General features: G+C 76.0%; 16 protein-coding genes and 1 pseudogene. 8 read left to right on the forward strand and 9 right to left on the reverse strand.

Going from position 1 to position 23391, the window contains the following annotated elements:
• The 3 genes from ECOMGDLI_RS21160 to ECOMGDLI_RS21170 form a co-directional block, all read right to left on the reverse strand.
• The coding region (locus tag ECOMGDLI_RS21160; protein WP_198955065.1) for a plastocyanin/azurin family copper-binding protein at positions 1-820 on the reverse strand (820 nt) is incomplete at its 3' end.
• 31 nt (positions 821-851) lie between these two features.
• Positions 852-2858 carry an NrfD/PsrC family molybdoenzyme membrane anchor subunit gene (gene nrfD / locus ECOMGDLI_RS21165; RefSeq protein WP_143447827.1) on the reverse strand — a complete coding sequence of 669 codons (2007 nt, stop codon included), beginning with the start codon at positions 2856-2858 and terminating at the stop codon, positions 852-854.
• On the reverse strand, positions 2858-3718 hold the full coding sequence (locus ECOMGDLI_RS21170) for a 4Fe-4S dicluster domain-containing protein (RefSeq protein ID WP_088318847.1): 861 nt from the start codon (positions 3716-3718) through the stop codon (positions 2858-2860). Before ECOMGDLI_RS21170 ends, nrfD begins: the two co-directional genes overlap by 1 nt.
• A 1424-nt stretch (positions 3719-5142) precedes the next feature.
• On the opposite strand from ECOMGDLI_RS21170, the gene ECOMGDLI_RS36915 reads away from it, so the two are divergent.
• A complete protein-coding gene (locus tag ECOMGDLI_RS36915; protein WP_198955066.1) occupies positions 5143-5604 on the forward strand; it encodes a M15 family metallopeptidase in 462 nt (153 codons plus the stop codon).
• Positions 5605-5640: 36 nt separating this feature from the next.
• Here the strand turns inward: ECOMGDLI_RS36915 and ECOMGDLI_RS21185 are convergent, their stop codons facing one another.
• Genes ECOMGDLI_RS21185 through ECOMGDLI_RS21195 form a run of 3 tightly spaced genes read right to left on the reverse strand, consistent with a single transcriptional unit; the run spans position 5641 to position 9732 of the window.
• Entirely contained in the window at positions 5641-6330 is a 690-nt protein-coding gene (locus ECOMGDLI_RS21185; protein WP_233153569.1) for a class II aldolase/adducin family protein, read from the reverse strand.
• Entirely contained in the window at positions 6327-7409 is a 1083-nt protein-coding gene (gene mtnA / locus ECOMGDLI_RS21190; protein WP_088318850.1) for an S-methyl-5-thioribose-1-phosphate isomerase, read from the reverse strand. Before mtnA ends, ECOMGDLI_RS21185 begins: the two co-directional genes overlap by 4 nt.
• 13 nt (positions 7410-7422) lie before the next feature.
• Complete coding sequence (locus ECOMGDLI_RS21195; RefSeq protein ID WP_143447829.1) at positions 7423-9732, reverse strand: BTAD domain-containing putative transcriptional regulator; 2310 nt, start codon at positions 9730-9732, stop codon at positions 7423-7425.
• A gap of 290 nt (positions 9733-10022) precedes the next feature.
• Here ECOMGDLI_RS21195 and ECOMGDLI_RS21200 point away from each other — a divergent pair, with 290 nt between their 5' ends.
• A complete protein-coding gene (locus tag ECOMGDLI_RS21200) occupies positions 10023-15344 on the forward strand; it encodes a peroxidase family protein (protein ID WP_088318852.1) in 5322 nt (1773 codons plus the stop codon).
• A 97-nt stretch (positions 15345-15441) separates the two neighbouring features.
• Here the strand turns inward: ECOMGDLI_RS21200 and ECOMGDLI_RS36920 are convergent.
• Positions 15442-15618: pseudogene (locus ECOMGDLI_RS36920) on the reverse strand (zinc ribbon domain-containing protein); the annotation flags it as partial.
• 332 nt (positions 15619-15950) lie between these two features.
• Between ECOMGDLI_RS36920 and ECOMGDLI_RS21210 the strand changes: the two are divergent.
• From ECOMGDLI_RS21210 to ECOMGDLI_RS21235, 6 genes are all read left to right on the forward strand, one after another.
• A complete protein-coding gene (locus ECOMGDLI_RS21210; protein WP_088318930.1) occupies positions 15951-16544 on the forward strand; it encodes a SigE family RNA polymerase sigma factor in 594 nt (197 codons plus the stop codon).
• On the forward strand, positions 16541-17593 hold the full coding sequence (locus tag ECOMGDLI_RS21215; RefSeq protein WP_088318854.1) for a hypothetical protein: 1053 nt from the start codon (positions 16541-16543) through the stop codon (positions 17591-17593). The genes ECOMGDLI_RS21210 and ECOMGDLI_RS21215 overlap by 4 nt, the downstream gene beginning before the upstream one ends.
• 520 nt (positions 17594-18113) lie before the next feature.
• On the forward strand, positions 18114-18911 hold the full coding sequence (locus ECOMGDLI_RS21220; RefSeq protein WP_143447830.1) for a hypothetical protein: 798 nt from the start codon (positions 18114-18116) through the stop codon (positions 18909-18911).
• Positions 18908-20050 carry a hypothetical protein gene (locus ECOMGDLI_RS21225; protein ID WP_088318856.1) on the forward strand — a complete coding sequence of 381 codons (1143 nt, stop codon included), beginning with the start codon at positions 18908-18910 and terminating at the stop codon, positions 20048-20050. Before ECOMGDLI_RS21220 ends, ECOMGDLI_RS21225 begins: the two co-directional genes overlap by 4 nt.
• Before the next feature lie 43 nt (positions 20051-20093).
• A complete protein-coding gene (locus ECOMGDLI_RS21230; protein ID WP_088318857.1) occupies positions 20094-20423 on the forward strand; it encodes a hypothetical protein in 330 nt (109 codons plus the stop codon).
• A gap of 116 nt (positions 20424-20539) precedes the next feature.
• Positions 20540-21343 (forward strand): alpha/beta fold hydrolase, encoded by an 804-nt coding sequence (locus tag ECOMGDLI_RS21235; protein WP_198955067.1) that lies wholly within the window; start codon positions 20540-20542, stop codon positions 21341-21343.
• Here ECOMGDLI_RS21235 and ECOMGDLI_RS21240 read toward each other — a convergent pair.
• Positions 21246-22079 (reverse strand): 2'-5' RNA ligase family protein, encoded by an 834-nt coding sequence (locus ECOMGDLI_RS21240; RefSeq protein WP_088318858.1) that lies wholly within the window; start codon positions 22077-22079, stop codon positions 21246-21248. The two genes, ECOMGDLI_RS21235 and ECOMGDLI_RS21240, sit on opposite strands and share 98 nt — an antisense overlap.
• Before the next feature lie 37 nt (positions 22080-22116).
• The gene (locus ECOMGDLI_RS21245; RefSeq protein ID WP_088318859.1) at positions 22117-23382 is read right to left on the reverse strand and encodes a cellulose-binding protein; all 1266 of its coding nucleotides are present in this window, start codon (positions 23380-23382) and stop codon (positions 22117-22119) included.
• Between the last annotated feature and the right edge of the window lie 9 nt (positions 23383-23391).

Consider the following 23391-nt stretch of genomic DNA (forward strand, 5'->3'; position numbering starts at 1 on the left):
AGCAGACGCCGGCCCCGGCGCCCGCCCCGGCACCGGAGCCGGCGTCTGCTCCACCTCCGCCGCCGCCCGCCGCCGGAGGCGGGGCGCTCCCCGACGCGGTCGGGACGACGACCGTCCCGTTCATCCCGCCGTGGAAGGTGCAGAAGTAGCCGTAGCTACCTGCCTTGGTGAAGGTGAACGAGAACTTCTGGCCCGGCTGCATCGTCGCGCTGCGGAAGGCGCCGGAGGTCGACGTCACGTTGTGCGGCATGGAGTCGTTGTTCGTCCACGTCACCGTGCCGCCCGGCGCGACGGTCACGGAGACCGGGCTGAAGGCCTTGTTGGCCATGGACACCGTGGCCGTCTTCGGAGCGGCGGGCGCGCCGCCCCCGCCGCCTCCGCCGCCTCCGCCGGAGCCGCCGCCCGGTGCCGACATCGACACCGTCACCGAGCCGGTGAGGGCCTTGTTCCGCTCGTCGGTGTAGGCGTACGACCCGAGGGTGTCGAACGTGTACGACCACGAGCCGGTGAAGTTCCCGGAGTCGAACTCGACCGGGCCGGTCCGGCTGCGCACGCGGTGCTCGCCGCCGTCGCTCTCCCACGTGACCGTCGTGCCCGGCAGGACGGTGAGGTCGGCGGTGGACAGCGTCGCGCCGATCTTCACCGTTCGCGTCGCCGAGGCGGCCGGCCCGGCGACGCCGACGAGCAGCGCGAGCAGCCCGCTCACGAGGACGAGCAGGGCGCAGGTCGCCGCGGCGAGGTGCCGGGTGGACAGGGCCGGCAGCGCGCCGGTCCGCTCACCGCGGCGGAGGCCGGTGGTCCGGCTGGTCTGGGTGGTCATGGTCGCTCCCTGGTGGAGGTGCACGAGCGGGTCAGGCGGACTGGGTGGTGGGCCGGCCGGCGGTGGCGGGCTCGGTGGCGGGCACCCGGCGGACGACGCGCCGGCGGCTCACGAGGAGCACCCGCGCGACGGTCGTGAGGAGGGTGACCCAGACCGCCCCGACGACCGCGAACAGCACGGTCGGGGTCACGGCGCCGACGCCCTCCAGCGGCTTCGGCGCCGCCGGGGTGTAGGCCGAGACGGCGGCGGTGACGTCGACGTCGACGCTGCGCTCGAGCGGGGTGTCCCCCACCTGCGCGGCGTACGAGGCCGTGAACTCGGTCGGACCGACCTGGGTCGGCCGGTAGCCGCCGGAGTGCGCGCCGTCGAGGACCATCTCGGCCACGCCCTTGGTCACCGGCACGCTGCCGAGCGGGACCGCGCGCGGGCCGAAGACCGTCGTCATGACCGAGAACGTCACCGTGCCGGCGGCGGCCGGGGCGCCCTTGGCGTCCTTCACGGACGCCTTGAGGTGGACGAGGCCGTCGGTCTGCGTCCCGGCGAGCTCGATGCGCGGGCCCTTCGGCGCCTGCGCCGCCTGCGCGGGTGCGGCCCGCCCGACGCCGAGCACCCCGAAGGCACCGGCGAGCAGGAGCACCGCGAGTCCGGCGCCGACGGTCCGGGCCGCCGGGGACGACACCCGCGGCTCGCCCGCGGCGCGCAGCGCGGCCAGGGCCTGCGTGAGCGTGCGCCGTTCCTCGAGCTCGACCTCCTCGATCTCGTCGACCGAGAGGATCGGCACGACCCGGAACAGGAGCATGAGCAGCAACGGCACGGCCGCCACGGCGGCCAGCGTGATGCTGGCCCGCACCCAGGTGAGGTGGTAGGCGCCGTGGCCGCCCGTGACGACGTCGTGGTTCGCCGGGGTCACGACCATGAGGTAGCGCTTGAGCCAGAGCATCGGGACGACGAAGCTCGCCGCGACGACCATGCCGGCCGTCGTCCGGGTCGCCGGGATAGCGACGAGCAGCAGCGGGATCACCGCGCCCCCGACGACGAAGAGCCAGAACCAGCCGGCCATCCGGCCGACGAGCAGGTCGGCGAACACCGTGCTGACGGCGTTCTCGCCGACGTAGGCGCCCGGCAGGATGTCCGCGAACGTGAAGTACACGTACCCCGCGCCGAGGGCGGCCATGAGGAAGCCGAGCCGGACGAAGTGCCGCGGCGTGATCCACTGCTGCAGGCCGTACCCGGAGCGGAACCCGGCGACGACGAGGATGACCAGGGCGACGCCGGAGTAGAGCGCCGCGACGACGAACTGCGGGGCCCAGATGCTCTCGTGCCACCAGGGCCGCGAGGTCGTCGCGAACGCCCACGCGAGCACCGAGTGCACCGAGACCGCGAGCGGGATGATCATCACCGAGACCAGCGTCAGCGCCTTGCCGAGCACGTGGTGCTGGCGCGGTGCACCCGTCCAGCCGCGCGCGATCCGGCGGTACAGCGCGGTCCGGAAGCGACCGAGCCGGCCGTCGTCCGCCGCGAGCAGCGCCGCGCTGTCCGGGATCAGCGGCATCGCGAAGAAGGCGACGGAGGCGAAGCCGTACGTGGAGACGGCGATGAAGTCCCAGAAGACGGGGGCGCTCGTGTTCGGGTGCGTCACGAGCTCGTAGAGCCGGACCGGGTTCCCGATGTGCGGCACGATGAGCGCCATCCCGACGAGGACGGTGCAGACCGCGGCGCCCTCGGCGATCCGGGTCAGCGGCGCCCGCCACGTGGCGCCGGTGAGGCGCAGCACCGCGGAGACGACGGCGCCTCCGTAGCTCACCCCGATGAGGGCGATGACGTCCGCGATGTCGGCGGCCCAGAAGGCCTGGTCGTTGAAGCCGGCCGCGCCCATCCCCCGGCGGAGCTGGACGGTCCAGGCGTAGACGCCCAGCGCGACCACGGCGGACAGGACGAGGACGACGACCCACCAGCCGGCGCCGGGCCGGCGCAGCGCGCGCAGGCTGGTGGCGCGCACGGTCTCGGTCGTCACGGTCCCGGTCGTCACGGTGGACATCACGCCCCCTGCAGCTTCTGGCCGTGCCCGAGGATGTACCAGACGCGCGGGTGGGTCCCGAGCTCCTCCTTGAACCGCACGGCGTCGTTGTCGGCGAGGAACTGCGAGAGGACGACGCTCGCGCCCTGGGTGTTCACCGCGACGTCCGCGACGAGGTCGCCGACCCACAGCACGCCCATCGGGCAGGCCTCGACGCACGCGGGCAGCTCGCCGAGCGGCAGCCGGTCGGCGCACAGCACGCACTTGCCGACCGTGCCGCGCCGGGCGACCGGCATCTGCGGGGTGTTGGGCATCCCGAGGTCGACCGGCGGCCTCGGCTCGCGCCAGTTGAAGTAGCGCGCCTCGTAGGGGCACGCCGCCATGCACGCCCGGGACCCGACGCAGGTGTCGGTGTCGACGAGGACGAGCCCCTCGTCGGTGCGGATCGTCGCGCCGACCGGGCACACCTTGAGGCACGGCGGGTCCTCGCACATCATGCAGGGCCGCGGCATGTGGAACGACCCGCCGCGCTCGTCCTCCATCTCGAACACCTGGATCCAGGTCTGCTCGGGGCGCAGCGAGTGCCGCTTCTGGCAGGCCTTCGTGCACGACTTGCAGCCGTCGCAGTAGCGCAGGTCGATGACCATGCACCAGGCGTGCTCCGGTTGCGCCGCAACGGGTCCGGCGGTGTCGTCGGCGGCCGCCGGCGTCGCGCCGTGGCCCGCGTGGTCGTCGGGGGCGGGGGTCGTCGCGGCGTCGGCCCGGTAGGCGACGAGCGGGACGGCGGCACCGCCGAGCGCGGCGGCCGCGGCGAACGCCGCGAGCACCGTCCGGCGGTCGGGGCCGTCCCGCAGGTCCGGGACGGCGGTGGTGGTGGGCATCTGCGGCCTCCTCGGTGGACCGGCCTCGGGGCGGAGGCCGGGGGTCCAGATGACAAGGAGGTCATCACGAGCCGCTTCCCAGGTCGGGGGGACCTGAGTCCTTGGTTGAAACCGCAACGGCATCGCCGTATTGCCCTTTGGTACACCTACCAGGACGTAGGGCCCGGCGCCGTCACGGCGGGCACGGCCGGGTCCCCCGGCAGGACCTACGACCCCCGGGGAAGTAGTTGAAGGATTGATAGACCGGTGCGTGAACGGATGCCCCGCCGGGCGAAGGCGGGGACGTCTGACGCGGAGCCGGGCGAGGCGACGCGATCCCCGTACCGAGGCGGACGTGTTGCGTCCCAGGAGGTTCCCGTGCCCGGCCAGCCCTGTGTCCGTGTCGTCCACCGACGGCCGCTGCGCCACGTCGTCGTGGCCGCCCTGCTCGCCGTGCCCGTCACGGTCGCCCTGACGTCACCGTCGGGCGCCTCGGACGGCGGCTCGTCGTCGTCGACGACCAGGCCGCCGTCGTCGGCGTCGAAGTCGGCGTCCAAGTCGGCGAGCGAGTCGGCGAAGTCGGCGTCGGCGTCCTCGTCCAAGGCGTCCGCGTCGAGGTCGTCGTCCACGTCGGGCGGCGGACACGGCTCCTCGACGACGACCCGCCCCGCCGCCCGGACGACGACCGCTCCCGCGGCCCCGCAGCCGACCGGCCGGTCGGCCCGCGCCGGGACGACGAACCGTGCGAGGAGCACCTCCGCGCGGACCGGGCGCGGTGCCGCCGGCGGGGCCGGCCCGGCCGCACCCGTCGTGGCCGCCGGCACCGGTGCGGGCGCCGGGTCCGGCGCCGGGCCCGGGGCCGGCATCTGGGCCGGCAGCGGCACGACGACGGCCGACGTCCGGGCTCTGGAGGCCGAGCTGCGCCGCCTCGACGCGCGGATCCGCTCCGCCCGCGACGAGCTCGACGCGGCGCGGGCCCGGCTCGAGCGCGCCGCCCTCGTCGCCGGCAAGGCGCTCGAGGACGCGAGCGTCGCGGCCCTCGCCCTGCGCGACGCCGACCTCGTCGCCGCCCGGGAGCAGGCCCGCCTCGCGGACACCGAGGCCGCGCTCGCCGCGGCCCGTGGGCAGATCGGCCGGCAGGCCCGGCAGATGTACGTGGAGGGCGTCGCGGTCGCCGACGACGCGACGCTGCCGGACACCGGCACCGTCGCCGACCTCGAGCAGGCCGTCGCCCGGCAGCGGTCCGCGGCCGACGGCGCGACCGCGGCGGNTCCGCGGCGGCGTCGGCCCGGGCCGCGGCCGAGACGGCGGTCGCCCGGCACCGCACGACCCTGGCACGTCTCGAGACGGCGGTCGCCCGGACGACCGACAAGGCCCGCTCCACCCGGGACCGGCTCACCGGCGCCCGGGCCTCGCTCGCGGCGCAGCGCCGGGCCGCACGGTCGGTGGCCCGCGGCGGACGGCCGCCCGCGCTCGGCCCCGTCGGCCGGTGCCCGGGCGGCCCCGCGAGCGCCTACCCGAACGGGCGCATCCCGCTCGACGCCCTCTGCCCGTTGTCCTTCGCGCCCGGGGAGCACCTGCGGGCGGACGCCGCGCACGGGTTCGAGCAGCTGGCCCGGGCCTACTCCCGGCAGTTCGGCGCGGCCCCGTGCATCACCGACTCCTACCGGCCGCTGTCGGTGCAGGTCACCCTCTCGATGACGAAGCCGCGCCTGGCCGCGCGCCCCGGCACGAGCAACCACGGCTGGGGCACGGCGCTCGACCTGTGCGGCGGCGTCCAGAGCTTCGGCACCGCCGAGCACACCTGGATGCTCGTGCACGCACCGCTCTACGGCTGGTTCCACCCGGCGTGGGCGCAGCAGGGCGGTTCCAAGCCGGAGGCCTGGCACTTCGAGTACGGCGGCTGACGGGGACCGACGGGCTGACGGCGGTGGTCCGCCCGCTCAGGCGGGCCGCTCCCCCGCCGGCCGCGTCCGCCCGTACCCGCGCCGGGTCATCTGGGTCGAGACGGCGGCCAGGTCGGCGGCGGACAGCTCGCGCGGCGACCCGGCCGCGGCCGCCCGCAGCCATACGTCGCAGGTCCACTCGAGGACCTCGGCGAGCATCGCGGCCTCCGCGAGGTCGGCGCCCCAGGTCACCGCGCCGTGGTTCGCCATGAGGGCGCCGCGCCGGTCGCGCAGCGCCTCGACGACGGCAGCGGCGAGCTCGGGCGTCCCGAAGGGCGCGAACGGTGCCACCCGGACCGGGCCGCCGAGCTGCAGGGTCGCGTAGTGCACGGCGGGCAGCTCGTCGACGAGCAGCCCGGCGGCGGTCGAGGCGGGCGCGTGGGTGTGGACGACGGCGCGGGCGGGGGTCCGCGCGTAGACCGCGAGGTGCAGCGCGAGCTCCGACGTCGGCTCGAGCGCGCCCTCGACGACCGCCCCGTCGAGGTCGACCACCGTCACGTCGTCCGGGGTCGCCGTCCGCAGGACCACGCCGGTCGCCGTGACGGCGACGAGGTCACCGTCGCGTGCGGAGACGTTGCCCGCGGTGCCCGGGACGACGCCCTGCTCGGCCAGTCCGCGGCACACGGTCGCGATCTGCCGTCGCAGTGCCGCCGTCCCGCGCGGCAGCCTGCCGCCCGTCCCGTTCACGCCGTCCCCCCGCCCGCACCGTCCCCGGGCCGCCGGCCCGCGGAGACCTCGAGCACCCGGGTCTGGGTGACGAGTGCGGTGACGAACCGGGCCGGGGTCACGTCGAACGCCGGGTTGTGCCCGCGCGTCCCGACGGGAGCGGTCCGGACGCCCGCGTGCACGAGCACCTCGTCGCCGTCCCGCAGCTCGATCTCGATGGCGTCGCCGTCCGCCGTCGCGAGGTCGAGGGTGGACTCGGGGGCCGCGACGACGAACGGGATCCCGGCCTCCCGGCAGGCGAGCGCGACGCCGAGCGTGCCGACCTTGTTCGCGACGTCGCCGTTCGCCGCGACCCGGTCCGCGCCGACGACCGCGACGTCGACGAGGCCGCCGAGGATCGTGCCGGCAGCGGCCGAGTCCGCCTGCACGACGTGCGCGATGCCGTCCTGCGCGAGCTCCCAGGCGGTGAGCCGGGCGCCCTGGAGGAGCGGGCGGGTCTCGTCGACGTAGACCTGCTCGAGCACGCCCCGGCGGTGCAGCTCGCGGACCACCCCGAGCGCCGTCCCCCACTGGGTCGTCGCCAGGAAGCCGGCGTTGCAGTGCGTGAGGACCCGCAGCGGCCGGCGCGCGACGTGTGCGAGGAGCCAGTCCGCGCCGAGCCGGCCGATGGCGTGGTTCGCGGCGCCGTCCTCGGCGACGAGCCGCTGCGCGGCGACCAGGACGGCGTCCTCGCCCTGCGCGACGAGGGGCTCGACGAGGTCGACGGCCCACGCCAGGTTGACCGCGGTCGGCCGGGCCGTGCGGACCCGGTGCACCTCTGCGGCCAGTTGGGCGGCGTCCCAGCCCTCCCGGCGGCCCTGCCGCATCGCGACGAGGACCCCGAACGCACCGACCGCACCGAGCGCCGGGGCGCCCCGGACGACGAGCCGCCGGACCGCGTCGACGAGGGTGTCGACGTCGGTGACGTCGACGTGGACGACGCGTCCGGGGAGCAGGGTCTGGTCGAGCAGCCGCAGTGCCTCGCCGGTCCACCCGACCGGGCGCCCCGGCGGCAGCCCGGCGTCCCCGGTGGTCGACGCGGCGGCAGGGACAGGGTCCATGCCGCAGACTCTGTCAGGCCGAGCGGACGCCGACCATGCCCGGCAGGTCCGCGGGCGCGGCACCCGTGGGCGCACCGGGAGGCGGCAGGGCGAGCCCCGCGGCCGCCGCCGTCCGCCGGGCGGCGTCCTGCGCCGGTCCGGCGTCCCGGCCGGTCGCGCTGCGGAGAGCGGCGACCGCCGTGAGGCGCCAGATCCGTTCGACCGGGCGCTCGCCGTCCGCCCCGAGGAGCTCCTCGTACCGCTCCAGCATCGTGGCGGCACGTGCCGGGTCACCCTCGACCGTCACGGTGAGGGCCGCGACGGTCGCGCACGCCTCGGGCAGGACGAGCCGGTCCGCCCGGGGGTCGCGCAGGAGCCCGCGCAGCAGCCCGAGACAGGCCCGCGGCTCCCCCGCCGCGAGGTGCAGCCGCGCGGTCGCCAGCCGCATGAGCGAACCGTGGAGCGGTTCGGCGTACCCGCCCCAGGTCGCCGCGAGGAGCAGCGCCTGCTCCCCGCGCGCGGTGCGGACGAGGAGCGGGGCGGCGAGCCAGGCCTCGTCCCGTCCGAGCGCCGCGACGACCGCGTCGACGCGGTCCGTGTCGGGGCGGCCCGGTGCGGCGAGCAGGGCGAGCGCGCCGGCACGGGCGCGCAGGTCGGCCGGGCAGCGCGCGCCCCACCGGGCGCACTCGGCCTCGAGCGCGGCCGCGGTCCGGTGGAGGTCGCCCGAGGTGGTCCCGAGCAGGGCGTCCGGCAGGAGCTCCAGCGTCGCGGCCCGCAGCCGCCCGACGGGGTCCTGCGCCGTCTGCGCCGCCTGCCGGGCGAGGGCACGGGCGGCGTCGAGCCGGCGGGCCGCGAGCGCCGCGAGGGCGCGCCGGTAGAGGTCGGCCGCCGGATCGCCGGCAGGGTCGGTCGCCGGGTCGGGGTCGACGGCAGGAACGGCGTCCGGGACGACGTCGCGCGCAGCGGCGGCCCGGGCCACGGCGGCCGTGGCCCGGCGGGCGAGCGCCTCCCGGCGTCGGGGCCGCAGCCACTCGCACAGCGCCCGCCGCAGGACCGGGTCCGCGAGGTCCAGGGCTCCGTCGGCGCGGCCGGCGAGCAGGCCGAGGTCGGTGAGTCGCCCGAGCGCGGCGTCGAGGTCCACCTCGGCACCGGCCAGGTCGCGCAGCTGCCCCGGTGTCAGCGGCTCCCGGGCCGTGGCGAGCAGGTGGAGCACCTCGAGCCAGGCGTCGGGCAGCTCGGCGTGCAGGCGCCGGAGCAGGCCGGTCGTCGCGAACGGGCGCCCCGGCCGGGTGTCCGTGGGGGTGGGCGCGTCGCCCGGTCCCGCGAGCAGCCGGGCGTGCAGCGCGTGCGTCAGCGGCGAGGGGTCGGCCCCGAGCTCGTCGGCGAGCGCCCGGCGGCAGGTCTCGTACGCCGCGAGGGCCAGGCCCGTCTCGCCCAGCGCGGCGTACGCCTCCATGAGCCCGCGGTAGGCCCGCTCGCACAGGGTGTCGTCGAGCAGGTAGGAGCGCAGCAGGTCGACGGCCTGCTCCGGCCGGCCCACCGTGACGGCGGCCTGCCCGGCGTCGAGGATCACGTCGCGGCGCAGCCGCTCGAGGCCCTGCACCCAGTCCCCGACGAGGATGGCGTCGGTCGCGCGCGGCGCCACCGGCCCGAGGTGGAGCGCCTCGGCCTGCCGGGCGAACGTGAGGCACGATGCGGCGAGCCCTTCGGCCGCCGCGTGCCGGGACTGGACGGCGAGCGCGCGGTAGGCGTCGACGTCGACCCAGACGTCGGTCAGGTGCAGGTGCTCGCCGGACCGGACGACGCGCCGCGCCCCGACGAGGCGGCGCAGCTCGAAGACGGCGGTCCGCAGGGACGCCGCGGCGCGCCGCTCGTCGGCGTCCGGCCACAGCGTGCGGGTCAGCTCGTCCACCCGGACCGGCCGTCCGGCCAGGGCGAGCATGCGGAGCACGTCGAGGTTCTTGGCGCTGCGCCACCGGGCGTCGGCGACCGGGACCCCGTCGGCCAGGCGCACGACGAGCGGGCCGAGCAGCCGGACCTCGACGACGTCACCGGACCCGTCGTGCGGCCCCGCGCCGGGCGACCCGCCGGCGTCCGTGCCGTCGTCCGGCTCCGCCGCGTGCCGCAGCCCGCGCAGCCGCCGGTGCCCGGCGGCGACCGCGCCGCCGAGGAGCACCTCGGTCGTCAGGGCGTCGACGAGGGCCGCGCAGGCGAGCCCGCCGGCGACCGCGGTGAGCAGCGTCATGACCGCCAGGGCCGCCGTCCTCGCGACGAGGAAGGTCCCGACGGTGCACCCCGCGACACCTGTCGCCGTGAGGAACCGTCGCGCGTACCGCCGAACCATCGCCGCCCCCGACCCCCGTCGCACCCCGGTCCCGGCCGCGAGCGGTCCCGCCCCGGCGCGGATATGGAGCGAAACGTCGCACACGTACCCTCTTGATCGGCGAAACGGGAATCACGATCAGCCGTTCGTACGACGGCCCGGATCGGCCTCCCGGAGGAGGAGAGAGGTCATTTGACGGGCCGTTGACGCGCCCCTTCCCACGCTCTGCCTGCGGCGCGGATGCACCCGGGGCGAGTGCCCGCCGCGACCGGCACGACCGCCGGCCACCGGGGCGAGGTGAAGGGGACGTCATGACACGACACGCACGACGGGCCGGCAGCGCTGCCGGCCGGAGGCGCCCGGTGCGGGCGGGGATCGGCGCAGGGCTCGTCGCGGCGCTCGCCGCCGGCGGGCTGCTCGCGACGCCGGCCGCGGCCGCGGTGCCTCCGGACGGGGTCCCGGGCGGCTTCCAGCTCGTCGAGGAGGACCTGCGCTTCATCCTCGACCAGATCAGGATCGCCGAGGCCCGCCCGACCGGCGCCCCGGCGCTCGGCACCGGCCCGGGGCAGGTCGTGAGCCGGCTGTCCGGCGACGGTCTGCGCACCGTGACCGGCGTCCACAACAACCTCTACGACGGCCAGAGCACCTTCGGTGCCGCCGACGAGACGTTCCCGCGGCTGCTCTCGCCGCAGTTCCGTGCCGCGGAGCAGGCCTGCGTCGGGCCGCCCTCGGCCGCCTCGACGTCGTACACCCAGACCATCGGCGTCGTCTGCGACAGCGGTCCCCGCACCGTGAGCAACCTCGTCGTCGACCAGACGACGAAGAACCCCGCGGCCGTCGCCGCGGCGACCCGGCAGGGCACGCAGGACGACCTCGTCGACGTCGACGGCGATCCCGCCACGCCGCCGGACGGGCTGTTCATCCCGAACACCGCGACCGACGCCGGCCTGTCCGCGCGCTTCAACGCGTGGTTCACGTTCTTCGGCCAGTTCTTCGACCACGGCCTCGACCTCGTCGGCAAGGGCGGCAGCGGCAGCGTCGTCGTCCCGCTCCAGCCCGACGACCCGCTGTACCAGGACCCGGCGGGCCCGGACGGCCTCCCGAACACCGCCGACGACGTCCGCACGAACTTCATGGTGCTCACCCGGGCGACGAACCTGCCGGGCCCGGACGGCGTCCGCGGCACCGCGGACGACGTCCGCGACCACACGAACACGACGACCCCGTTCGTCGACCAGAACCAGACGTACACCTCGCACCCGTCGCACCAGGTCTTCCTGCGCGAGTACGAGAACGTCGGCGGCGTCCCCGTCGCGACCGGGCGGCTGCTCGACGCCCCCGTCACGGGCGGCGGCCTCGCGACGTGGAAGGACGTCAAGGACCAGGCGCGCGACCTGCTCGGCATCACGCTCGAGGACACCGACGTCTTCGACGTCCCGCTCGTGAAGACCGACCTCTACGGCAAGTTCACGCCGGGGGCCGACGGACGGCCGCAGCTCATGGGCGGCGGCACGCGGCACGCGTTCCTCGACGACATCGCCCACCACGCCGTGCCGGACACCCACGACACGGACAACAACCCGGCGACGCCGGGCGTCCAGAAGGTCCCGGACGCCGACTCCACCCGCGGCGACGACGGCGACCCCGCGACGTACGACGACGAGACGCTCGACCGGCACTTCGTCACCGGCGACGGCCGTGGCAACGAGAACGTCGGGCTGACCGCCGTCCACCACGTCTTCCACTCCGAGCACAACCGGGTCGTCGGCGACGTCAAGGCGCTCGTCGACTCCCTCGAGGACACCGCGTTCCGGAACGAGTGGAAGCTCGCGGGCGGTGCCGACGGCTGGCACGGCGAGCGGCTCTTCCAGGCGGCCCGCCTCGTCACCGAGATGCAGTACCAGCACCTCGTCTTCGAGGAGTTCGCGCGCAAGATCTCGCCGGCCATCGACGTCCTGCCGCTCAACGAGAGCGGCTACAACCCGACGCTCGACCCGGCCATCACCGCCGAGTTCGCCCACGTCGTCTACCGGTTCGGGCACTCGATGCTCACCGAGGACGTGCCGCGGACACTCGCGAACGGCCAGTCCGCCGACCTGTCGCTCTTCGACGCGTTCCTCAACCCGGTCGCGTTCACGAACGACGGCACGCTCACGGCGGCGCAGGCCGCCGGCGCGGTCGTGCGCGGCAACATCCGCGAGGTCGGCAACGAGATCGACGAGTTCGTCACCGACGCGCTGCGCAACCGGCTCGTCGGCCTGCCGCTCGACCTCGCGACGCTCAACCTCGCCCGGGCCCGGGACACCGGCGTCCCCGGCCTCAACGCCGCGCGCCGCCAGCTCTTCGCGGCCTCGGACGACGGCAACCTCGAGCCGTACACGAGCTGGGCCGACTTCGGCGCCTCGCTGCGCAACCCGGAGTCCCTGGTGAACTTCGTCGCGGCCTACGGCACCCACCCGGTGCTCGAGGGCGCCGACACGCTCGACGCGAAGCGGGCCGCGGCCCGGCTGCTCGTGGACGGCGGCGCCGGGGCCCCCGCCGACCGCGAGGCCTTCATGGCCGGCGACGGCGCGTGGTCCGACCCGACCTCGGTCGGCCTCGAGGAGGTCGAGCTCTGGGTCGGCGGCCTCGCGGAGAAGCCGGGCCTGTTCGGCTCGATGCTCGGCTCGACGTTCAACGCCGTCTTCGAGACCCAGCTGGAGAACCTCCAGTTCGGCGACCGGTTCTACTACCTGAGCCGGCTCAACGGCACGAACCTGCTCTCCCAGCTGGAGAACAACTCCTTCGGGGCGCTCATCTCGCGCAACACCGACGCGAAGGACCTGCCGTTCGACGTCTTCGCGACCCCGGACTGCACGATCGACCTGTCCGGCGTCGCCGCGGGCGGCGCGCTGCCGTCCGTCGCGCACTGCGGCGAGGGCGCGAGCCTGGTCCGCGAGCCCAACGGGACGATCCGGTTCCGCGGCCCGCAGCACGTCCACGTCGTCGGCACCTCCGGCGACGACCGGCTGCAGACCGACGAGGGCGACGACACCATCCACGGCACGGGCGGCAGCGACCGGCTGGAGGGCGGCGACGGCGTCGACGCGCTCCTCGGCGGCGACGGCCCGGACTTCATCACCGACGCCTTCGGCGACGACGTCGTCAAGGGCGGGGCCGGCAACGACCGGATCAACCCCGGTCCCGGCATCGACCTCGTCTTCGGCGGCCCCGGGCGCGACTTCGTCGTCCACGGCACGGACGGCGACGAGAGCTTCGCCGGCCTGCACGACGACTTCGTCCGCGGCGGCTCCGGCAACGACGTCATCGCCGGCAACTACGGCGACGACTGGCTCGAGGGCGGCAACGGGTTCGACCTCATCCAGGGCGACAACGCCAACAACATGCAGGACGACCCCGCCGGCGGCGACGACGTCCTGTCCGACACCGCGGGCAACGACGACTACGACGCCGAGGGCGGCGACGACATCATGCTCGCCACGCCGGGCGCCAATCGGAACCACGGCATGCTCGGCTTCGACTGGGTGACGAACGCCCGGCAGACCCTGCCGGCGGACGACGACATGACCCTGTTCGGCGAGCTGCCGTTGCCGGGCAAGCCGTTCGCGGACCGGTTCGACCTCGTCGAGGGCCTGTCCGGCTTCGACAAGAACGACATCCTGCGCGGCGACAACCGCAGCGCGGCGACCGAGGACGAGCTGTCCCTGCGGGGTCACGAGCTCACCGACCCGGCGCGGATCCGCGGGCTCGACTCGGTGCTCCCGGCGGGGGCGACGTCCTTCACCGGCGGCAACATCATCCTCGGCGGGGCGGGTGCCGACCTCGTCGAGGGCCGCGGCGGCGACGACGTCATCGACGGTGACGCGTGGCTCGACGTCCGGCTCGAGGCCGGCGGTCAGCGGTGGACGACCCTGGGCCAGATCCAGTCCGCGGTGTTCGCGGGCACCCTCGACCCGGGGACCGTGGAGATCGTCCGCGAGGTCGTCCGGCCGACCGGTCAGGACGCCGTCGTCGACACGGCGAAGTTCTCCGGCAACCGCGCGGAGTACACCTTCCCGGACGGGCAGAGCCGCACCCTCATGCGGGTGCAGCACACCGGCGGCACCCAGGCCGACGGCACGGACCTGCTCCGCAACATCGAGCGGCTCGAGTTCGCCGACGAGACGGTCGACCTCCTCGCCGGGGCGGCGAACCGCCCGCCGACGGGGACGATCACGATCAGCGACACCACGCCGACCGAGAACCAGGCGCTCACGGTCACGCACGACGTCACCGACCCCGACGGCGTCACGGCGGGCTCGCTCGTCGTCCGCTGGCAGTACGAGTCGGCGCCGGACACGTGGACACCGTTCGCCGAGGGCACGGACTCCGGCCCGCTCGGGGACGCGGTCGTCGGCAGGGCGCTGCGCGTCGAGGTCAGCCTGGTCGACGGGCTCGGGGTCCCCCAGACCCTGGCCTCGGCCGTGACCGCCGCGGTGGCGAACGTCAACGACGCACCGACCGGTGCACCGGTGCTGTCGACGACGGACGTCCTCGAGGGCGAGACGCTCACCGTCGACACCTCCGGGATCGTCGACGCCGACGGCCTCGGGGCGCTCACGGTCCGCTGGCAGTCCAGCGCGGCCGGCGGCGGCGGGGCGTGGACGACGCTCGGCGGGGCGACAGGGACGTCGTACACGCCGGGTGCGGCCCAGGTGAACCGACGGCTGCGGGCGCTCGTCACGTGGACCGACGGCTTCGGCACCGGCGAGCAGGTGGCCTCGGCACCGACGGACGTCGTCGGCGACCTCTACGTCGGCACCACCGCGGCGAACACCTGGAGCGGTACCCCGAGCCGGGACCGGGCCGAGGGCCGGTCCGGCAACGACACCCTCAACGGGCTCGGCGGCAACGACACGCTCGTCGGCGAGGCCGGGAACGACACCCTCAACGGCGGCGCCGGCGACGACCTCTTCCTCGTCGTGGGGACGGGCCAGGGGTCCGACAGCTTCAACGGCGGCCCGGGCCACGACACCGTGGTCGCCGGGGCGCCGGGGACCCGGCTCGGGGTGCTGCTCGGGATGACCGGGATCGAGGAGATCAGCTCCGGCGGCTACGCCGGTGTGACGCTCAACGGCTCGGGCAGCAACGAGGTCATCGACCTCACCGGCGTGACGAACAGCGGCGTCGCCGAGATCCTCGGCGGCGGCGGGTCCGACACGGTCACCGGCACGACGGCGGACGACGTGGTCCGCGGCGGCGCCGGGGACGACACGCTGAACGGCGGGCTCGGCAACGACCAGCTGTTCGGCGACGGCGGGATCGACACCCTCACCGGTGGTGCCGGCGACGACACCCTCACCGGCGGTGCGGGGCTCGACGTCTACCGGTTCACCGGCCCGACCGGCTTCGGCACCGACACCGTGGCCGGGTTCGACTCCAACCCCAGCGGTGGCCAGGAGCGGCTGGACATCTCCGGCCACGGAGTGACGACGGGCAACTTCGCCGCCCGGGTGGCGATCTCGTTCACCCCGGGTGTCGGGACGACCGTCGTCGTCAAGGACGCGGGTGGCGCGGTCCGCGGCACGATCCTCCTTCCCGGGATCGGCGGAACCACGGCCACCGCGGTGACGAGCGCAGACTTCGCCCTCTGACGCTCGGCTCCCGGGCCCCGTGGGGCCGGCCCTGCCCCGGCCGGTCCCACGGGGCCCTCTCCTGTCCCGGCGCGCCGGGATGACGAGGGCTACTCAGGCCCGCCCGGCGGGCGGCCGCGCCGGAGGCCCGGCCGAGGACGCCGACCGTCGGCAGCAGCCGGACGGTGTCGTCGTGGCCGTGCGGGCAGGGTGCGGGCTCGTCGGCCTGCGCCATCGGGCGGGAGACCTCGAAGGTCGTCCCGCAGGCGCGGCAGCGCACGTCGTAGGTCGGCATGCAGCCATCATGCATCGTCCGCGGCCGGTGCGGCACGGGTGCGGCACGGGTGCGGCACGGCTCGGCCGGTCCGGCCCGGTCGGGGGCGGCGGCGCGCTAGCGTGATCGCCTGGTGCCGCAGGCGGGCGCCCCGGGTGATTCGTCGTCCGGGCGTGCAACGTGCGGCACCGGCGCGGCGTCGTCCGGTCGTGAGCGTCGACACCGCGTCCCTCGAGCTTCCGTGGCTCGCCGGCCGTCCGGGACAACCCCGGACGCCCGTCGTGCGTGCCACGGGTGCCCTCGGGGTGCAGGCACCGGACCGGCCGGTGCCCGGAGCGGGAGGTGCGCGCGGCGTGGCGGTCGATGCGGCGGTCGCCGAGGCGTTCAGCGCCTGGGCCGCCGAGCGCGGCCCCGCCCTGGTGCGGCTGGCCCGTGGCCTGCTGCGCGACCCGCACCAGGCCGAGGACGTCGTCCAGGACGTGCTCGCGAAAGTGCTCGTCCAGTGGTCGCGGGTCAGCGGCGCGGACGACATGGACGCCTACGTGCACCGGATGGTCGTCAACGCGTGCACCTCGTTCTTCCGCCGCGCGTCGAGGCGCCGCGAGTTCGCCCACGGGCCGGACACGCTGCCCGACCGCGGCGTCGCGGACCCGACCGGCGCCGTCGACGACACCGACCGGCTCGTCGGCCTGCTGCGCCGGCTGCCGACGAAGCAGCGCACGGTGCTCGTGCTGCGGCACTACGAGAACCTGCCCGACGCGCAGATCGCCGCGATCCTCGGGACCAGCGAGGTGACGGTGCGCTCGAACGCCCACCGCGGGCTCGCGTCGCTGCGGACGATGGTCGAGGCTGACCGTGCGCTCGAAGCCGCGGCGGAGCGCCGGGACGGCACGAGCAGGGACGGCAGCACGAACGGTGACGGACGAGGGGCGGGTGAGCGGCGGTGAGCGGTACGGCTCCTCGCGGCGGTCCGCTCGGCGACGACGAGCTCGAGCGGGCGCTGTCGGCCGGCCTGAGCCGGGCCGTCGACGGCGGTGTCGACACCGCGGCGCTCGTCCGCGGTGCGCACGCCGGTGCCCGGCGGATCCAGCGGCGGCGGACGGCGGTCCGCGGCACCGTCGCGGCGCTGTGCGTCGTCGCGGTCGTGCCGTTCGGGGTCTCGGCGCTCGGCGGCGGCGGCCTCTCGGTCACGGCCTCGGACAGCGCGGCCGGTGGTGCGGCGGCCCCCGAGGCGTACTCGGGCGCGGCCACCTCGGCGTCCGGTGAGTCGGCGGGCGGTGCCGACGGCCCGGCCTCGGTGCCCGGTCCGCTGGACAGCTCCGTCCGTGCCGCCACCGGGGCCACCAAGGACGACGACCTGGCCGGTGCGCCCGAAGGGGAGCAGTTCTCCGGTGCCGCCGGCCTGCGCCGGTCCGGCGGCGAGGTCGTCGTCGGCGACCCGGCGATGCTCACCGCGGGCGACCTCGGCCTGGCCCCGGTCTCGGTGACCGACGACACCGCCGGGGCGGCCTCGACGAGCACGACCGTCGTTCGGCTCTGCGGCGCGGGCACCCCGGGCGAGGCCCTCGCTCGCGGCGGCCGGACCGTCACGTGGGCCGGCCCACCGGTCGGCGACGGGGCCTGGACCGTCGCGACGTCGGTGCGGGTCTTCGCCGGCGACGGCGCCGCCGAGCAGCTGGCCTACCTCGAGCGCAACGTCGGGCCCTGCGCCCAGTCGCCCGGTGTCTCGCGCGCCGGTGTCGACGGGCTGCCCGGGGACGACGTCCTCGTCGCGGTCCTGCCCGAGACCACGGACGGCGCCGTCACCGTCGTCGGTGCGGTCCGGCGCGGCAAGGTCACCGCGGGCGTCGAGGTCGTCGTCCCGCTCGGCGCCGCCGCGACCTCCGAGGCGCGACGGGCCGCCGGGGTGGCCCGGGTCGGGACGCTGCTCACGACGGCGCACGAGCGGCTCGCGGAGCTCTCCGCGGCGGCGGACGAGGACCCGGCGCTGCGCTGAGCCGTGCCGACAACTGCTGCCGGTCAGCAGGCAGGTGGCTCGTCATCATCGGCCGGGGGTCAGGCGGCTGCACGTCACCTCTCGCTCCGTACCGGTGCACCTGGATCTTGTGAGGAAGCCGTGGAGGTTGTCCTGGGCCGGCGCTGAGCCGGAGGACCTCCGGGCTGTCGTCGGCTGAGCTCGCGGTGCGGGCGGGCGCGTGACCGGCCGCGGAGCGCGAGCGGCCCGCTGACTGCGCAGACCCGCGCGGGTCACGGGGCAGTTGCGGCCCCTGGTCCGCAGCATCACGCCCTGCGATCATCGGCCGGTGCCCGAGGCATCCCAGGAGGACGGCGGCACTGCGCCGTCCGAGATCGTCGTGCGACCCGTCGTCAGGCTGCGCGACGTCATCGTGTTCCAGAGCACCTTCGGCGTCCAGTGGCGGGGACGCCTCAGGGCGCTCGCCCGTGACCTGGCGGCGCTCGCCGTCGTCGCTGCCGCTGCGTGGCTCGTGACCCGCGACCTCCCCGGGTTCCGGCCCGTGTACCTCGTCCTCACCGCGGCCCTGCTCGCCGGTGCGATGTCGGTGCGCCTCGGCGTGCCGCTGTATGCGGGGGTGACCCGGCGCGGTGACCTCCGTGTCGGGTCCGCGGACGTGTGGGTCTTCGACCTCTGGGGCGGCCGTCGGAGCGACGGCGACGTCGAGGTCGGTGTCGCGTGGGAGCAGGTCGAGCAGATCGGCGTCTTCGCGGGGGTCCTGTGCATCCTGTACGGAGAGGTGGACTCCGCCGGGTTCAGCGCAGATGTCCTGCGAGCCGGAGAACTCGACCAGTTGCGTGCCTGGCACCGTGCGGCTGGCGACCGGGACCGGGCTGTCCAGAGGACCGTGGTGCTGCCCGCACCCCTCCGTGAGGGGCTGGACACGGCCGCGCAGGCGTCGGCAGAGCGAGCGGATCGGGCCGGTCGCCGTGCTGCTCGCGGCGACCTGCCAGTGATCGTGCGGCACCAGTACCTCACCGCCGTCGACCGTCGCGCTCTGCCCCGCGCACTGCGGGCCTACGCACGTGTGCCCTGGGAGATCGACCACGTGGTCGTCCTCGACCGGCAAGGCGTGTGCGCGGCAGATCCGCTGTGGTTCACCGACGCCCGCTGGCGAGGAGTGAAGCGGGTGCATGTGACAGCCGACTACGTGAGTGTCGTGCTGCGCAGCGGTGCTCGTCGTGCGCGTCTGCTGGCCCGGGACCAGATGTCCTTGCAGGACGTCGACCAGATCGTCGAATGGGCGCGCACCTGCGGCGTCCGGGTGACCGGCCGGCCCGGCATGATCGCGCCGACGTGACCGGCGCCTACGGGGGCGTCAGCGACGTCGTGCAGCCGATCGAGGTCCTTGTCACCCTGACCCGCCGCGAGGCCGTGGCGGTCCGGCGGGCGACCGGGTCGCTCGTGCTGCGGATCCTGCGCTGGGCGGCCATGGTCGTCGTGCCGTCGCTGGCCGTCGGGGGCCTCATCGGGCTCGAGACCCGGGCCGGGGGACTGGTCGTCGGGGGCGCCTGCGCGCTGACGATCGCGGTGACGGGGTTCGGCCCGGTCGTGCTCCGGCCGTGGTGGGAGCCGTGGCGGTCGCCGCGGGCCTGCGGGGTCGGCGTGCCCGTCCGGTGGGTGCTCGGGCCGGACGGTCTCACGCTGGAGTCGGAGCTGCCGTCCGGGTTCATGCCGTGGCGCATGGTGCGGGACGTCCGGGTCGCCGGGCCGCTCCTCGTGCTCCGGCAGCGGCGCGACCGGTGGTGCGCGGGCGTCCCCGTCGCGGCGCTGGGGCCGGGCGGTGCCGAGCGGGTCGTCGCGTGGTGGGAGGCCGGGCGGTCGCGGGCGGCGTCCGTGGTCGGGCCGGTCGCGCAGACGGACGTGCCGCCGGAGCCGGTCGCCGTCCCGGACGGTTCCGGGGACGTCGTCATCCTGCGGGCGCCGGTGACCCGTTCGCTGGCGCGGCTCCTCGTCTGGAAGGACTGGGTCCTGCAGCCGGTCCTGAGCACGGTGATCCCCCTGGGCCTCATGGGCGTCCTCGTGGCCTCGATCGCGTCGCACGAGCCGCCGGCCTCCGTCGGCGTCGTGGGCAGCGGCCTGGGGCTCGGTCTGCTGGCAGCCGGCGCGGTCCTCGGCGAGGTGGGCGCCCGGAGCGCGGCAGCCCGGTCGGCGCCGCCGCAGTCCTGGCGGATCGGCCCGGCCTCGGTCGGTGTCGCGGTCGCCGACGCGTGGAGCCACACGCCGTGGAGCGACGTCGTCGTGGTCGTCGCCTCGCCGTGGGGCGTCCTCGTGCGATGCCGGACCCCGGAGCACGTCCACGTCGTCCCCACGGCGGACCTGCCGGCCGCGGACGTCGACCGCATCGTCGGCTGGGCCCGGGCCGCCGGGGTGCCCGCCGCCGACCGGCGCACCCTGCGGACGGCGCTCGCCGCACGGCGGGTGACCCCCGACCGGTGACGCCGGTGCGTGCGCGGCCGGCGGCGCACGGGACACTGGGGGAGTGCCCCGCAGCAACCAGCCCCGTCGCCGCGGCCGTCGTCCGGCGACGGCGCCCGCCGACGACGAGGCGCTCGCCGACCGGGACCGGCTGCTCGCCGGGGTCGGCCGGCGGGAGACGCACGCGGACGGCGAGTGGTTCGTCCGGACGGTGAGCGGGGCGGCGTCCACGAAGACCTACCGCTGCCCCGGCTGCGACCACGAGGTCGTCCCCGGGACGCCGCACGTCGTCGTCTGGCGGGCGGACGCGGTCGTCGCGTTCGGCGGCCTCGACGACCGCCGTCACTGGCACACGCCCTGCTGGTCGGCACGCGCCCGCCGCGGCCGGCGCTGATCGCTGTCTGCGGGGACTCCCCGACGGCGATCTGCCGCTCAGATCTCCCCGTAGGCGGGAGAAGCCGGGCCCGGCTGCGTGGGAGCGCGGTGTCACCGGGACTAGATTCGGTGGTCGTGAACGGTGACCCGGGGGTGCTGCAGGTCCGGACCGCGACGTACGGCGACGTGACGGCGGACCCGCCGCTGGTGCTGCTGCACGCCTTCCCGCTCGACGCCTCGATGTGGGACGGCGTGGTGCAGGGGCTGCGCGGCCTCGGCCGGGTCGTCACCGTCGACCTGCCGGGGTTCGGTGCGGCGCCGCTGCCGACCGCCGCGCCGTCGCTCGACGCCGTCGCGGACGCCGTCGTCGCGGCGCTCGACGCGCTCGGTCACCCCCGGGCGACGTTCGCCGGCTGCTCGATGGGCGGCTACGTCGCGCTCGCCGTCGCCCGCCGGCACCCCGACCGGGTGGCCGGGCTCGGGCTCGTCGACACCAAGGCGGAGGCGGACGGCGACGAGGCCCGGGCGAACCGGGAGCGGATCGCGCTGGCCGTCCTCGGCGAGGCCGGGACGCGCGCGCTGCTGCCGATGCTCGACACGCTCCTTGGCGCGACGACGCACGCGGGGCGGCCCGACGTCGTCGCGACCGTCGGAGCGCTCGTCCGCGGCGCCGACCCGGCCGCCGTCGCCTGGGCCCAGCGCGCGATGGCGGGCCGCCCGGACTCCACCGCGCCCCTGCCCGGGCTGCGCGTACCGGCCGCCGTCGTCGTCGGCGAGGAGGACGGCGTCACCGGGCCCGACCAGGCCCGTGCGATGGCCGCCGCCCTGCCGGACGCCGTCCTCACGGTCCTGCCGGCGGCCGGGCACCTGTCGCCGGTCGAGCGGCCGGAGCCGGTCGCCGCGGCGCTCGCCGGGCTGCTCGTGCGGGTGCGCCTCTAGGGTCCCCCTGGGGCCGGCCGCCGACGAGCGGGAACGTGGCCCAGCGCTCGGGGGCCATGCAGCGCAGCCCGGGCCGCTCGACGTACCGCGACCGGACGACGTCGAGCCGGGCGGCGGTGAACTCCACCGGCGGGACCGACCGGTGGGCCGCCACCCAGTCGACGAGGCCACGCGGGTCGAGGACGTCGTCCGCGAGGTGCAGCAACGTGCTGTGGACGATCGTGCGCGTGCCCGGCGGCTCGAACGCCCCGTCCGCCCCGAGCTCGGCCGCGAGGTCCGCCGCCATCGTCGCGAACGTGCCGTCCACGGGTTCGAGCTGCGCCATGACCGCGATCGGGGCGAGCGTGACCCCCGTGACCCGCAGCGGCACGGGCGGGGTGCGGCCGGCGACGCGTGCGACGGCCTCGATGCACCTGTGCAGGAACGGGTCGTCGGGGCGGGCCGCCTCGCGGTAGGCCTCGAACGCCCGCACCGTGACGTGGACGGCGTCCGGATGGCCCGTGCGGAAGTGCCCGGGGCCCGCACAGGCGGCCGCCGCCTCGGTGAGGCCCGCGAGCACCGCGGCCGCGTCGTCCGGCACCCGCAGCACGGCCGTGACGCCCCACCGGCCGCCGTCCACGGGTACCTCGTCACGCCGGTGCCGGCCGGCGAGCACCAAGGGGGCGGCGGCCTCGAAGAGCGCGTCGAAACGGCGGACGGCGCCGGCCCCCGAGGGGAGCCGGCGCCGTCCGTCCATCGTCGGTCCGGGCCGGGGCCCGGTGCCTGTCAGAGCGTCACTTGGCCGGGACCGAGTCGTCGGCCGGGAGGACGATCGTCTGGTCGCCGTCCGCGATGTCGCCCGCGGTCGGGACGTCGTTGTTGCCCTGGCCGGGGACGGCCGCGGCGGCAGCGGCCAGGCTGGCCAGCTGCGGAGCCGGGCCGGCACCGAGCAGGTGACGGAGCTGGTCGAGGTGACCGGTGATGCTGTCGCGCTGACGGATGAGCTCGTCGACCTGGCGCTGCGCCGCACGGCGGTTGCGCTCGGCCTCCGCCTTGGCCTCGGACAGCGCCTTGTCGGCGTGCGCCCGGGCCTCCGCGATGACCTGGTCGGCGTTGCGGCGCGCGTTCGAGACGAGCATCTTCGCGTGCTCGTCGGCCTCGCGGCGGACCGTCTCGGCCTGCTCGAGCGCCTTCGCGGCACGCTGCTCCGCCGCGGCCGCACGCTGCTCGGCCTCGGCGACGAGCTGGGTCGCCTGGGCGACGGCCTGCTCGTGGCGCTCGGCGTCGAGCCGCTCGGCCTCCTCGCGACGGGCGGCGAGCTTGACCTCGAGGTCGGTGCTCATCTGCTCGACGCGGGCGCGCGTCTCCTCGTGGTGCGCCTGGGCGGCCGCGCGGAGGTCGTCGGCCTCCTTCTTCGCCGCGGCACGCAGCTCGTCGACCTCGCGCTTGGCGGCCGCACGCAGCTCCGTGACCTCGCGCTCGGCGGTCGCCCGCATCCGCGCCAGCTCGCGGTCGACGGTCGTCCGCTTCTCGCTCGTCTCGTGCTCGGTGACGCTCTTGAGGCGGGCCGCGTCGCGCTCGGCGATCGCGAGCATCTCCTCGGCCTTGCGCGTCGCCGTCGCGACGATCTCCTCGGCCTCGGTGGTCGCCGACTGGCGGACCTCCGCCGACTCCCGCTGGGCGGTCGCCGTCATGTCCGCCGACTCGTTCTGGGCGGCGGCGCGCATCTGCGCGGCCTCCACCCGGGCGGCGGCGATCATGTCCTCGGCGTCCTTCGTGGCCGCCGCGATGACGTCGCTGGCCTGCTCCTCCGCGAGGCGCAGGAGCTGCTCGATGCGGGCACCGAGACCGCTGTACGACGGCCGCTCGACCTCGCGGAGCTGGCGGTGCGCCTCGGCGACCTCCCCGGCGAGCTTCATGGCCCGGGCGTCGACCTCCTCGACCCGGGCACGGGCGTCGCGGAGCGCGGCCTCGAGCACCGAGATCCGCTCGTCGACCTGGATCTTGTCGTACCCGCGCATGACCACGGTGAAGTTCTGCTGGCTCTGGTCGCCGGCCACGTTCGAGAC

The organism is Kineosporia sp. R_H_3 (genome assembly GCF_002198675.1).
GTDB lineage: Bacteria > Actinomycetota > Actinomycetes > Actinomycetales > Kineosporiaceae > R-H-3.

Excerpts from the sequence above, each read along its gene's own strand:
- nrfD (WP_143447827.1), bottom strand. The coding sequence starts at position 2,858 with ATGTCCACCGTGACGACCGGGACCGTGACGACCGAGACCGTGCGCGCC.
- ECOMGDLI_RS21170 (WP_088318847.1), bottom strand. The coding sequence starts at position 3,718 with ATGCCCACCACCACCGCCGTCCCGGACCTGCGGGACGGCCCCGACCGC.
- mtnA (WP_088318850.1), bottom strand. The coding sequence starts at position 7,409 with ATGGACCCTGTCCCTGCCGCCGCGTCGACCACCGGGGACGCCGGGCTG.
- ECOMGDLI_RS21195 (WP_143447829.1), bottom strand. The coding sequence starts at position 9,732 with ATGGTTCGGCGGTACGCGCGACGGTTCCTCACGGCGACAGGTGTCGCG.
- ECOMGDLI_RS21200 (WP_088318852.1), top strand. The coding sequence starts at position 10,023 with ATGACACGACACGCACGACGGGCCGGCAGCGCTGCCGGCCGGAGGCGC.
- ECOMGDLI_RS21240 (WP_088318858.1), bottom strand. The coding sequence starts at position 22,079 with ATGGACGGACGGCGCCGGCTCCCCTCGGGGGCCGGCGCCGTCCGCCGT.